The organism is Candidatus Binatia bacterium (assembly GCA_035631035.1).
Classification (GTDB): Bacteria; Eisenbacteria; RBG-16-71-46; order SZUA-252; family SZUA-252; genus DASQJL01.
Genome location: DASQJL010000003.1, coordinates 1 through 12,333 on the forward strand (window position 1 = coordinate 1; position 12,333 = coordinate 12,333).

13 protein-coding genes are annotated in these 12,333 nt (G+C 70.5%); 9 read left to right on the forward strand and 4 right to left on the reverse strand.

Annotated features, from left to right (window positions below; translation table 11 throughout):
- Positions 1-244: 244 nt before the first annotated feature.
- On the forward strand, positions 245-811 hold the full coding sequence (locus tag VE326_00220) for a hypothetical protein (GenBank protein HYJ31624.1): 567 nt from the start codon (positions 245-247) through the stop codon (positions 809-811).
- A 145-nt stretch (positions 812-956) separates the two neighbouring features.
- Here VE326_00220 and VE326_00225 read toward each other — a convergent pair whose 3' ends face one another.
- Genes VE326_00225 through hpt form a run of 4 tightly spaced genes read right to left on the reverse strand, consistent with a single transcriptional unit; the run spans position 957 to position 3,955 of the window.
- On the reverse strand, positions 957-1,841 hold the full coding sequence (locus tag VE326_00225) for a purine-nucleoside phosphorylase (protein HYJ31625.1): 885 nt from the start codon (positions 1,839-1,841) through the stop codon (positions 957-959).
- Between the two features lie 39 nt (positions 1,842-1,880).
- Positions 1,881-2,768, reverse strand: coding sequence for a hypothetical protein (locus VE326_00230; protein HYJ31626.1), 888 nt, complete (start codon positions 2,766-2,768; stop codon positions 1,881-1,883).
- Positions 2,765-3,400, reverse strand: a complete 636-nt coding sequence (gene udk, locus VE326_00235) for a uridine kinase (protein HYJ31627.1) — start codon at positions 3,398-3,400, stop codon at positions 2,765-2,767. Before udk ends, VE326_00230 begins: the two co-directional genes overlap by 4 nt.
- Positions 3,401-3,955, reverse strand: a complete 555-nt coding sequence (gene hpt / locus VE326_00240) for a hypoxanthine phosphoribosyltransferase (GenBank protein ID HYJ31628.1) — start codon at positions 3,953-3,955, stop codon at positions 3,401-3,403. It lies immediately after the preceding gene.
- A gap of 137 nt (positions 3,956-4,092) precedes the next feature.
- On the opposite strand from hpt, the gene VE326_00245 reads away from it, so the two are divergent.
- The 8 genes from VE326_00245 (at position 4,093) to VE326_00280 (ending at position 12,301) form a co-directional block, all read left to right on the forward strand.
- Complete coding sequence (locus VE326_00245; protein ID HYJ31629.1) at positions 4,093-4,479, forward strand: DUF5658 family protein; 387 nt, start codon at positions 4,093-4,095, stop codon at positions 4,477-4,479.
- Between the two features lie 326 nt (positions 4,480-4,805).
- On the forward strand, positions 4,806-5,612 hold the full coding sequence (locus VE326_00250; protein HYJ31630.1) for a hypothetical protein: 807 nt from the start codon (positions 4,806-4,808) through the stop codon (positions 5,610-5,612).
- Positions 5,613-5,663: 51 nt separating this feature from the next.
- Positions 5,664-6,980, forward strand: coding sequence for a homoserine dehydrogenase (locus tag VE326_00255; protein ID HYJ31631.1), 1,317 nt, complete (start codon positions 5,664-5,666; stop codon positions 6,978-6,980).
- A complete protein-coding gene (thrC, locus tag VE326_00260; protein ID HYJ31632.1) occupies positions 6,977-8,077 on the forward strand; it encodes a threonine synthase in 1,101 nt (366 codons plus the stop codon). The genes VE326_00255 and thrC overlap by 4 nt, the downstream gene beginning before the upstream one ends.
- Complete coding sequence (gene thrB, locus VE326_00265) at positions 8,074-8,988, forward strand: homoserine kinase (protein HYJ31633.1); 915 nt, start codon at positions 8,074-8,076, stop codon at positions 8,986-8,988. The genes thrC and thrB overlap by 4 nt, the downstream gene beginning before the upstream one ends.
- A gap of 17 nt (positions 8,989-9,005) precedes the next feature.
- Positions 9,006-10,223 carry an aspartate kinase gene (locus VE326_00270; protein ID HYJ31634.1) on the forward strand — a complete coding sequence of 406 codons (1,218 nt, stop codon included), beginning with the start codon at positions 9,006-9,008 and terminating at the stop codon, positions 10,221-10,223.
- A 19-nt stretch (positions 10,224-10,242) separates the two neighbouring features.
- The gene (locus VE326_00275) at positions 10,243-10,992 is read left to right on the forward strand and encodes a TonB family protein (protein HYJ31635.1); all 750 of its coding nucleotides are present in this window, start codon (positions 10,243-10,245) and stop codon (positions 10,990-10,992) included.
- A complete protein-coding gene (locus VE326_00280) occupies positions 10,970-12,301 on the forward strand; it encodes a Tol-Pal system beta propeller repeat protein TolB (protein ID HYJ31636.1) in 1,332 nt (443 codons plus the stop codon). Before VE326_00275 ends, VE326_00280 begins: the two co-directional genes overlap by 23 nt.
- Positions 12,302-12,333 lie beyond the last annotated feature (32 nt).

Genomic DNA, 12,333 nt, shown 5'->3' on the forward strand with positions numbered 1-12,333 from the left:
CGGATCGTGAAGATCGAGGTGAAGTGAGCGACACCACGTCTGGATCCCCGACCCTCCGGACACCCCCCACGACCGCCTGAACCCTCCCTTTGGCGGTTACGAAGGGCTGCGCTCGAGCCGATAGATAAGAGGTCCCCTTGCCGCGGATCAACATGCTCCAGAGCATGTTCACCGTGCCGTTTTGACTCGCATGAATCGGTGGTGTTTTGGGCGGCGCTAGATCAACCGGAAGCGGAGGTCGGTGATGAGAAACCGTCGTGAGCGCAGCCGGCAGCTTCTCCTGACGACCGTCCTGCTTCTCGCGGCCTTCGGGACCGCGCGGGCCAAGAGCTTCGAGTCGGCGCTCGATCCGCCGCACTGGGCGGTCAAATCGCTGCTCGCGAGCGGCATCGAGGTGTGGCCCGGAGACCTGGGCGGAGCCGCGTACACCGTGTCACGACACCTGAGCCCGAACTACGTCGAGGGTGACTTCGACGGCGACGGGAAGAGCGACCTGGCCATCCTCATCCGCCGAAAGGCGGACGACAAGTTCGGCATGGCGATCCTCCTTCGCGCGCAGTCCAAGTCCGGCGCGAAGGCGACCATTCTCGGGGCGGGAGCAAGCTTCGGAACCTCGGGGACCGACTTCCGCCGAATGGACGCGTGGTCCGTCCAGAGCCAGGAGAGCTTCCCCCCGAAGATCCAGAGCGCCTGGAAGGGACCGCAGCCCAAGGCCAAACGGGACGGCCTGATCCTCCAGAAGCGGGGATCGACGGAAGCGCTCGTGACCTACGACGGCGCCAAGTTCGTGTGGACCCCATACGGCGGCTGAGGTGGAACGGCCGGCGTTCGTCGACAGAGTCGGAATTTCCTCGGCACCCACCACTGAGTCGCTGCCGGCACTGTCCATCAAGGCGGACATCTCCTCCCGGAGGTCGTGCCAGGACGGCACGAATTACGTTCCCCGGGGAACGTAGCTACGCCAGCGCCAGGATCAGCCGCTCCATCATGCTCTTCATCGGCGCTGCGGCCGCGCTCACCGCGGCGGTCACCTCCCCGTGCGACAGGCGCGCGCGGCTTCGTCCCGTCGCCCAGTTCGTGACGCAGGAGATCGCCACGGCCGGGATGCCGAGCGCCGCGGCGATCGCCGCCTCGGCGCCGGTGGACATGCAGACCGCGTCGGCGCCCATCCGCTCCAGCATCGCGATTTCGGCCGCCGTCTCGTAGGAAGGCCCGAGCACCACGCCCAGCGCGCCGCGCTCCAGGCGCACCCCGGCGACCACGGCCGCGCGCGCCGCCTTCGCCATCAGCTCCTCGGAATACCCAGCCCGGGACGACAGCCCGCGCGGACCGCGAGGCAGCTCCAGCGGCGGCTCCAGCTCCACCGGCACCCGCATCGGCGAGCGCCACTGCAGATTCACCTGGTCTTCGACCAGCATCAGCGTGCCCGGCGTCATGCGGGGGGCGATGCCGCCCGCCGCGTTCGTGAGCACGAGCGACTTGATCCCGAGCGCGGCGAAGAGCCGGACCGTGCGCGTCGTCTCCTCGGCGCTGTGCCCCTCGTAGAGATGCGAGCGTCCCTGCGCGACGGCGACGGGGCGCCCCGACCAGCGGCCGATCAGGATCCTGCCCGGGTGGCCGGCCACGGTGGGACGCGGAAGCCCCGGGATGTCGGTCGTCGGGAACGCCGCGTCCCACGCCACGCCGTCCGCCACGACTCCAAGACCGCTGCCCAACACGAGACCGGTGCGCGGGGCGATCGGCGTGCGCTTGCGGATGACGCGGATCGCGGCCTCGGCGTCGAACGGCTCGGGACCCTCGGGCTCGGCGGGTTTCGGCTTGAAGCGGGGGAGCGGACTCACGCGGGGCTCATGACGGAAGGCGACACACGTTGCGACGGCTTACAAAACGTCCGGGTCCACCCGCGTCCGGCGGGTCTCCGGCATCCGGAGCGCGCGGCGCGACAGGAAGACGAGATAGGCGAGCGCGAGCACGTAGGGCGCGATCTCGAGCGGCACGGCCAGCGGGGTTCCCAGCACGGCGGGCTCCGCGGCGCGCAGCAGCGCGGGGCCGAGCGCGAGGAGGATCGCGAACGCGAAGGACCAGCGCGACGCCACGACGCAGGCCAGCGCGAGGAAGCCGACGCCGACGGGCGGACTCGGACGATGGGCACCCAAAAGGAGCGCCGCGCCGGGCACGGCCCAGACCGCCCCCAGCACCAGTCCCGTCAGGCGAACCAGGGATGGACGCGCGCCGGGAAGCCGGAGCGAGGGAGCCTCGCCGAATGCGCGAAGCCGGAGCCCGAAGGGCGTCTGCCAGAGAATCCAGGCGGCCAGCGCGACGACGAGCGGCGCGGCCCAGAGGATCGGATTCATGAGGAGATCCTCGGAAGGGGTGCCGCCGAGCACCGTGCCGTGCACGATTCCCGGGAGCGGCTTCACCTCGAGGAGCCGGTAGGGGCCGGCGCGCGTCAGAAGGCCCAGCGCCGCGGCGGGGACGAGGCTCAGGCAGAAGGATCCGACCGCCGGATCGGACCGGAGCGCGCGCAGCAGGATCCCGGCGATCACCGCGAAGAGCGCGGCCGCGCCCAGCGCGGCGAGCAGCGCGAGCCCCCAGCTCTCGCTCCACTCATAGCCCAGGATCAGCCCGATCATGGCCGACGCGACGCACCCCTCGACGCCCAAGCCGGAGGCGCCCGCGCGCTCCCAGAAGAGGCAGGAGGCCACAAAGAGCGCGAGCGCGGCCCACTCGAGGGGAAAACGGAGCAGCGGCGTCCAGTCGAACGTCATCGCGTCTCGCTGAGCAGGGCGCGGATCTTCGTTTTCAAGAGATCGATCGCGACGAAGTTGTAGCCCCCCTCGGGAACGATGAGGTCGGCGTACCGCTTCGAGGGCTCGACGAACTGCAGGTGCATCGGCCGGACGCTCGATTCGTACTGGCGGATGATCGAATCGAGAGTGCGGCCGCGCTCGGTCAGGTCGCGCTTCATGCGCCGGATGAAACGGATGTCGGGATCGGCGTCGACGTACAGCTTGATGTCCATGAGCTGGCGGATCGAGGGATCCTCCAGGATCAGGAGGCCGTCCAGGATGATCACGCGGCGCCCGGCCGCCCGGCGACCCTGCGCCAGGCGCGTGTGCGTGCGCATGTCGTAGATCGGGATGTCGACGGAGCCTCCCGAGAGAAGCGTTTCGAGCTGGGAGCGGAGGAGGTGGCCGTCGAACGCGTCGGGATGGTCGAAGTTCCGGTTCTCGCGCTCGCCCAGCGGGATCGCCTGGAGGTCCTTGTAGTACATGTCCTGCTCGAGGATCAGGACCTCGTCGTTGCCCAGGTCCTCGGCGATCGTCTGGGCGACGAGCGTCTTGCCGGCGCCCGTGCCGCCCGCGATGCCGATGAGGATCCCGCGACGCCCGTCGGCCACCTAGCGGCTGCCCACCTGTCGCCGGGAGGGGTCCGATTCGATCTCACTCGCGGTGAGCGCGGCGACGTAGGGGAGATGGCGGTAGCGCTCCGCATAGTCCAGCCCGTAGCCGACGACGAAGCGGTCGGGCACGGTGAATCCGACGTAATCGAGCGGCACCTGGCGCTCACGGCGCCCTGGCTTGTCGAGCAGGGTCGCGATGCGCAGCTTCCGCGGCCCGCGCTGGAGCAGGGTCTCGCGCAGGAACGCCAGGGTGTGCCCGCTGTCGACGATGTCCTCGACCAGCACGACGTCCTTGCCCAGGATCTCCTTCTCGACGTCCTTGAGGAGGGCCGGGGAGCGGTTCGACTCGGAGGCCGAGCGATACGAGGAGACGCTCACGAAATCGATCTCGTGCGGGATCGGAATCGCCTTCATGAGGTCGGCGACGAACATGACGCAGCCGTTCAGGACCCCGATGAGGAGCGGGCTGGTGTCGGGATGATCGCGCGCGATCTCCTTGGCCACCTCGCAGACTCGTCGCTGGATGTCCGCCGCGCTGATCAGCACTTCCATGGGGTGGGGCCTCCGGTGCGGTTTCGGGCGCACTCTAGCATCGGTCCCGGGGGGTGTCAATTCGGGCGCAAGTTCCGACTCCTCTTGCCGATAATGGGCGGAAGCGGGGAGCCGTCCAGGGAGGGAAAGGGAGGGTCATGGAGCGACCGAAGTCGGAACGCCGGGGCACTCAGCGCCGGCGCCGCGACCGCCGGGCCGAAGGGCGGATGGAGCGCCAGCTCTTCTGGATGCTCTGGGGCGTCGCCTTCATGAACTACCTGGACGCCGGGCAGACCGTGTACCTCCTCAACGTGAAGCTGATGGTCGAGGCCAACCGGCTCATGGCCTGGATCCTGGACCACTCTCCCTACGCTTTTTGGCTCTACAAGACGCTCGTCCCTTCGCTCGGCTGCTTCCTCCTCTGGAAATTCCGCAGGCGCGTGCGCTGGATGTACGGCGCGGTGCTCACCGTCTTCGCGGTCTACTTCACGGTCGTGCTCCGCAGCTTCCTGTACATGCTGCTGCCGATCGGTCCCCCGATCTAGGCCCCCATCCAGGCCGATCGGTCTCCCGATCTAGGCCCCCATCCAGGCGGCCAAAAACCACCCGCTGGGCGCGATCGGGCATATCGCAACGTCCCCCAGTTCCTGAGGCCTCTTGCCACAGTTGAGGCCCCCCGGTCGCCCCAGAACCCCACTCCCTCCGACGGCCTCAATGGACGTAACTAACCATATTACTTCAATTTACAGGCAACGAAGGCTGGAGCGGGCAATGTACCATTTCGTGCATTTTCCAATGGCATGCTCGGTGCATGAACGTACCTCCCGGTAGCCCGCCGAGGTGCCGAGGGCGGGATGAAGGAGGGAGCGAAATGGGCGGAACGTACGGCGGTTCCTACCTGCGTTTGGCGATCGATCCTGCGGCTCGCGGCCCGGTGGCGCGCGAAGACGTCGGCTATTTTTTCATCAACTCGTTTCTCCTTTCGCGTATCGATTCCGATCTCCCTTCCGACCTCGCCGAATTCGACGAGGACGTGAACATCTATACGGCGGCGCTCCTCGCCGGCGTCGTGTCGGGCCGTGAGGACCTCCTTCGCGCGGACCTGGTTTCCACTCGGGATGCGGACGTCTTCGCTCGCGTGCAGGACAGCAAGGACCAGCGGCTCCGGTATCAGGTGTACAAGGCGAACGCCGACTTCCTGTACGTGTCGCTCGGCGTGTTCTCGGAGGCGGTCGCGGCGGATTCGGGCACGGTCGAGCCCGACGCCGTCCGCCTGACGGGTCGTGGCAAGTCCTACTACCAGTTCGCCTCGGCGTACGCCGAGCGCCTCTACGGCTCGCGCGCCGGAATCGCCGAGGTGATGGACAAGCTCTCGCGCCACTTCGAGGCCTACACCCGGGTCATGTCCTGGATGAGCGGCGAGTATTTGAACCTGGTCCGCCGCCTGAGCGAGGGCGAGGTCTTCCACATCGAGCGCGACGCGCAGGTCCGCTTCGAGGACGCGCACAAGACGCATACGTGGGACGACCTGCTCGATTCCTACGTGGAGTGGCAGAAGACCCACGCGATCGAAGCGCGCCGCCGCCTCGCGCGCGCCGCGCGCGAGCTGAAGCGCGTGGATCCCGACTTCTCGCTCCGCGCCTTCCGCGCCAAGTGGGGCCCGCCGCGCCGCTCGTAGCAGCCCTCCCGTTTGACAGCCTCGGAGCGGTCCAGTAGGTTGGGCCGCCTCATGTCGGCGCGCATCCGCATCGGTCTCCTGGGCTGCGGGGTGGTCGGCGCAGGCTTCCTGCGTCTCCTGGCCGCGCGCTCGCGCGCGGTGGAGTCGGCCGCCGGCGCTCCGCTCCGCGTGACGCGGCTGGCGGTGCGCGATCCGGGCCGGCGTCGCGAGGTGGATCTCTCGGGCGTGACGGTCGGCACCGATCCCCTGGCGGTCGCTTCCGCCGACGACGTGGATCTGCTCGTCGAGCTGATGGGCGGGGCCGAGACGGCCCGCCCGGCGGTGGAGCGCGCGCTCGAGCGCGGCATCCCCGTCGTCACCGCGAACAAACACCTCATCTCGATCCATGGCGCGGCGCTCGAGGCCGCCGCCGCGGCCTCGGGCGCCCCGATCCTCTACGAGGCCGCCGTCGCGGGCGTGATCCCGGTCCTCCAGGCGCTCGATCACGGCCTGCGCACCGAGCGCTTCACGCTCCTCGTCGGAATCCTGAACGGCACCACGAACTACATCCTCTCGACCATGGAGCGCGAGGGGCGCTCCTTCGAAGAGGCGCTCGCCGCCGCGCGCGAGCTGGGCTACGCCGAGGCCGATCCCACGCTCGATCTCTCGGGCGCCGACACCGCGCAGAAGCTCACGATCCTCGCGCGCCGCGCGTTCGGCGCGCCGGTGCCGCACGACTCCATTCCCACCGAGGGGATCGTCGGCTTGGAGCTGGAGGACCTGCGCCAGGCCGACCGGTTCGGCTACATCGTGAAGCTCCTGGGCATCGGCATCCGCTCGGCCGAGGGGCTCGACCTGCGCGTCCATCCGGCGTTCATCCCGAAGCGCTACCTGCTCGCCTCGGTGCGCGACGAATTCAACGGGGTCTATCTGCGCGGGGACGCTTCGGGCTCGATGCTCCTGTACGGGAAGGGGGCCGGCGCGCTTCCCACGGCGCAGGCGGTGCTGGGCGACGTGATCGCGGTCGCGCGCGAGCTCCTGCTCCGGGGCGGCGCCCCCGCCGGAGCGCGGCGCGCGCACGCCCCCCGCGTCCCCGCGCCGGGACCGGAGGACGAGCGGCTCCCGCTGGACGAGGTGCGCACCAAGTACTACCTGCGCCTCATGGTCGAGGATCAGCCCGGCGTCCTCGCGCAGATCGCCCACCGGCTCGGCGCCTCGCGCGTGAGCGTGGCCCAGATGCACCAGGCGCAGGCGGTGCGCGGGCAGGCCGCGATCACCATGCTCACGCACGAGACGCGGGACAAGGACGCGCGCGAGGCGGTGGCGGCCATCGCCTCGATCCCGTCCGTCCTCAAGGGACCGCGCGCCGTGCGGATCTTCGACCTGTGAGCCGGGGCGCGCCCGCCGGCCCCGGCGCGGCACGAGTCGCGGCCCGTCCCTGGCGCGGGGTCGTGCGCGAGTTCCGGGAGCTCCTCCCGCCGATTCCCGAGGACGCGGTCGTCACGCTGCTCGAGGGGAACACGCCGCTCGTGCCCGCGCCGCGCCTGGCGGCGCGCATCGCTCCGGGGCTCGAGCTGTACGTCAAGATCGAGGGGCAGAACCCCACGGGGTCGTTCAAGGACCGCGGCATGACCGTCGCGGTGTCGCGCGCGGTCGCGGCCAACGCCCGCGCGGTGCTCTGCGCGTCGACCGGGAACACCTCCGCCTCCGCGGCGGCCTACGCGGCGCGCCGCGGGCTCCGCTGCGTCGTCGTGATCCCCTCGGGGCAGATCGCGCTCGGAAAGCTGGCGCAGGCGATGATGTACGGTGCGCGGGTCGCGGCGATCGAGGGGAACTTCGACCGCGCGCTCGAGCTGGTCCGCGCGATGGCCGACGACGGCGTCGCGGTCGTGAACTCCATCAACCCCGACCGGATCGAGGGTCAGAAGACGATCGCCTGGGAGATCGCCGACGCCCTCGGCGGGCGCGTCCCCGACGCGCACGCGCTCCCCGTCGGCAACGCGGGCAACATCACCGCGACCTGGAAGGGCTGGACCGAGCGCGCCGCGGCGCTCGGCGGACCCCGTCCGCGCATGCTCGGCTTCCAGGCCGAGGGCGCGGCGCCGATCGTGCGCGGGGAGCGCGTGCTCGAGCCGAAGACGCTGGCCACGGCGATCAAGATCGGCAATCCCGCCTCCTGGGAGGGAGCCCTCCGCGCGCGGGAGGAATCGGGAGGACGGATCGAGATGGTCTCCGACGACGAGATCGTGGCCGCCTACAAGACCCTCGCCGAGACCGAGGGGCTCTTCGTCGAGCCCGCCTCGGCCGCCGGGATCGCGGGCCTGTTGAAGCTGGGCGCCGCGGGCCGCCTGGGCGGCGTGCGGCTCGCGGTCGCCACCGTCACCGGCCACGGCCTCAAGGACCCCGAGCGGGCCGTGACGGTCTCCCCCGCTGTCACCACCATCGGCGACGACGAGGGAGCGCTCCGGAGGCTCCTCCTCGAGTGATCCGCTGGTCGGCGACGGCGCCCGCCTCCACGTCCAACCTCGGACCGGGCTTCGACTGCCTGGGGCTGGCGCTTCGGCTGCCGCTCACGGTGACCGCTACGCGCATCCCGGACGGCTTTCGGATCGAGCGGCGGGGCGAGGGAAGCGACCTGGCGCTGGATCCGAACCGGGACGCGCTCCTCTCCGCCTACCGCCGGCTCTTCCGCGAGGCGAAGCGCCCGGTGCCCACCGTGGCGCTCGCGATCCGCTCCGCCATTCCCGTCGCGCGCGGGCTGGGCTCGAGCGCCGCCGCGATCACGGCGGGGCTGGTGCTCGCCAATCACTGGCTTCGGGGACGGTTCCCGCGCGAGGAGCTGCTCGGGCTGGCGGTGGAGCTGGAGGGCCACCCCGACAACGTCTCGGCCTCGCTCCTCGGAGGGCTCACCCTCTCGATGCCGCGCGCCGACGGAACCACGACCTCCCTGGCGCTGCCCGCGCCGCGGGGCCTGGCGATGACGCTCGTCATCCCCGAGGTGCGCGTGAGCACGGAGAAGGCGCGCGCGATGCTGCCCAAGACCGTGCCGCTCGCCGCCGCGGCGGCGAATACGGCGCGCGCGCTGGGCCTTCTCTACGCCTTCGATCGGAAGCGGCCGGATCTGTTGGCCGATGCGCTCCTCGACGTGTACCATGTGCCGCACCGCGCGCGTCTCATCCCCGCCTACGCTCGCGTGGCCGAGGCGGGTCGGCGCGCGGGCGCCTACGGCGTGACCATCAGCGGCAGCGGTCCCACGCTCCTCGCCCTGCACCGGCCGGGAGCCGGCGGGCGCATCGGAGCCGCGATGGTGCGCGCCTTCGCGCGCGCCCGCGTCCGCGCGCGCGCGATCCCGGGACGGATCGAGCCGCGCGGGGCCAGCGCGCGCACCCTACGGTAAGGAGACCAGCGCCCCGAGTGTCGTTACTCGTCCAGAAGTACGGCGGCACCTCCGTCGGCAGTCCCGAGCGGATCGCGGCCGTCGCCGAGCGGATCGTCGCGTCGCGCCGCCAGGGCGCGGACCTCGTCGTGGTCGTATCGGCCATGGGCGATTCCACCGACGATCTCATCCAGCTCGCCCACAAGGTCACGACCCGCGCCCACCCCCGCGAGATGGACATGCTCCTCACGGCGGGAGAGCGGATCTCGATGGCCCTCGTCGCCATGGCTGTAAACGACCGCGGCGCCGAAGCGGTCTCATTTACCGGTAGCCAGAGCGGCATCGTGACCGATACATCCCATACGCGCGCCAAGATCCTCGAGGTCAAGGCGGACCGGATCCGGGAAGAGCTGAAAAAGGGGCGCGTCGTGATCGTGGCGGGGTTCCAGGGGGTGAGCCGGGATCGCGAAGTCACGACCCTCGGGCGCGGAGGGTCGGACACCACGGCGGTCGCCCTCGCGGCGGCCCTCCAGGCGACGTCCTGCGAGATCTACACCGACGTGGACGGGGTCTACACCGCCGATCCGCGGATCGTGCCCCAGGCGCGGAAGCTCGCGGCGCTCTCCTACGACGAGATGCTGGAGCTGGCCTCGCTGGGCGCCCGGGTGCTGCACAACCGCTCGGTCGAGATCGCCCGCCGCTTCGGGGTGCCGATCCACGTCCGCTCCAGCTTCAACGCCAACGAAGGCACGCGCATCGCGAAGGGAGCCTCCATGGAGCAAGTCGTCATACGCGGCATCGCCCACGACGCCGACGTGGCCAAGATCGCCCTGCTCGGCGTGCCCGACCGTCCCGGGGTCGCCTCGGAGATCTTCCGGGAGATCGGCGGGCGCGGGGTCAACGTGCGGATGATCGTGCAGGCCACGGGCGCCGAGGGACGGAACGACGTGACGTTCGCCGTCGGCGCGCACGAGGCCCAGACGGTGCTGCCGCTGATCGAGCAGATGCGGAAGCAGCTCGGCGCGCGCGCCTTCCTCTACGATCCCGACGTGGCGGTCCTCTCGGTCGTGGGCGAGGGGCTGGCCACGTCGCCGGGCACGGCGGGGCAGGTCTTCGCGGCGCTGGCGCAGGCCGGGGTCAACATCGACCTGATCAGCACCTCCTCGATTACCATCACCTGCATGGTGCGCGAGAAGGACGTGGAGCGCGCGGTGCGCTCCCTCCACGAGGCGCTGGCCCTGGAGCAGGAGACCTAGTGGACGGAGGCCCTCCTCGATGCGGGTTCTCGAGTCGTCGGCCCGGCTCCGGCGCGGCGCGGCGCCGCCGGGGGAGCGTGCGAGCGCGTTCTTCGTGGGGGCGTCGTCGCTCCTCCACGCGGCGCTCCTCCTCCTGTTCGTGACCTGGGCCAAGCCGCCGATCGACGTGGCCATCCCGGGCGGCAACAGCCGCCCCTCGGGGCCGCGGTCGCAGCTGGTGAAGCTCTCGCCGCTGCGCACGTTTCCGGCGGCCGAGGCGACGCCGCCCGAGGCCGAGAAATCGCGGCCGCGGCCGGCCCTGGTGAAGCGCTACACGCCGGGCGCGCCGATCGTGCCGCGCCCGGAGCACGGCCCGCAGAAGAAGAGCGCCAACGACGAGGCCCGCTCGGGAGCCCGCGAGGTGGCCACGACGGCGGCCTCGGACCGCGCGCAGCGGTGGTGGTCGCCCGATTCGTCGGCCAGCGTCGGCGTGCGCGTCGACGGCGATTTCCGCTGGGCGTACTACCTGGCCTCCATTCGGAACAAGATCGGCCAGCATTGGGTACCTCCTGCAGGGATCGGTGGACGGGCGGTGCGCGCCACGGTGTATTTCCGGATCGGTAAGGACGGATCGGTGTCCCTGGCGCGGCTGGAGGATGGGTCCGGCGTGACCTTCTTCGATCAGACCGCGATGCGAGCGCTCCAATCGGCGACCCCGCTCCCCCCGCTTCCCGCGGGGTACGGCGGAGAATGGCTGGGGGTTCATTTTGGCTTCGAATTCCAGCAGTAGACCCGGCACGCGTCCCACGCGGCGCGCGGCCTCTCTTCGCGTCCTGACCGCGGTCCTCGTGCTCGCGTCGGTGCTCGTGCCGATGCGCGCGCGCACGCAGACCGACGTGCGGACCGGCATCAAGGCTTCCGGCACGGTCAAGGCACCCCTCCTGCTCGCCTCCTTCCGCGGCGGTGGCGCGGCGCAGGACGCCCACGACGTCGCGCGGCACGATTTCGACCTCTCCGGCGTCTTCGCGGTCGCCGACGTGGAGCCGCTCGCCAAGAAGCTCGAGCCCGATCCCGGGGCCCAGGGCGCGGTGCGCGTCGAGGGGATGGTCGAGGCGAGCGGGGACGGTTTCCAGTTCACCGGCGAGGTGTTCGACCTGGCCACGGCCGAATCGATGTTCAAGCGGAGCTACCCGTTCCATCGCGCCGACGTGCGCGAGACGATGCACCGCTTCGCCGACGACGTGCTCGAGGCGCTGACCGGCGAGCGGGGCATCTGCGAGACCAAGGTCGCCTTCATCCGCTCGACCGGGCGCGTGAAGGAGGTCTGGGTCATGGACTACGACGGCCTGAACCCCTACCAGCTCACCCACGACCGCAGCCTCGCGCTCTCGCCGGCCTGGGCTCCCTGGGGCACCGAGCTGGTGTTCACGACCTACAAGCGGGGCAATCCCGATCTCTATCTCTTCGATCTGCGGCGCGGGGCCTCCTATCCCTTCTCGACCCGCCCCGGCCCCAACATCGCGCCCTGCTACTCGCCCGACGGCAAGTGGATCGCCTGCTCGCTCTACCGCGACGGCAACGCCGAGATCTACCTGATCAGCCGCGACGCGCAGACCGCGAAGCGGCTCACGCGGAATCCGCGCATCGACTCCGGACCCTGCTTCAGCCCCAGCGGCGACCAGATCGCTTTTTCCTCGGACCGGTCGGGCTCGCCCCAGATCTACGTGATGGACGGCGACGGGGTGAACCAGCGGCTCCTCACCCAGGAGGGGAAGTACAACGACTCGCCGCGGTGGTCCCCCAAGGGGGACCGCATCACGTACGCCGCGCGCCACGATGGGATCTTCGACGTCGTGGTGATGGACGCCAACGGGCAGCGCCCCTTCCAGATCACCTCCGGGGCGGGGCACAACGAGAACCCCCAGTGGTCGGCGGACGGCCGAAAGATCTACTTCTCCAGCACGCGCTCGGGTCGCCGTCAGGTCTACATGATGAACGCGGACGGGAGCGACGTGGTCCAGCTCACCCGCGGCGACGAGTGCTTCAACCCGGCGGCCGGACCCCGTCCCAAGCGCCCCGGGGTGAGCCGGGCGGGTTGACGCTCCGCACCCCCTGTGCTAGGTTGGGCTTC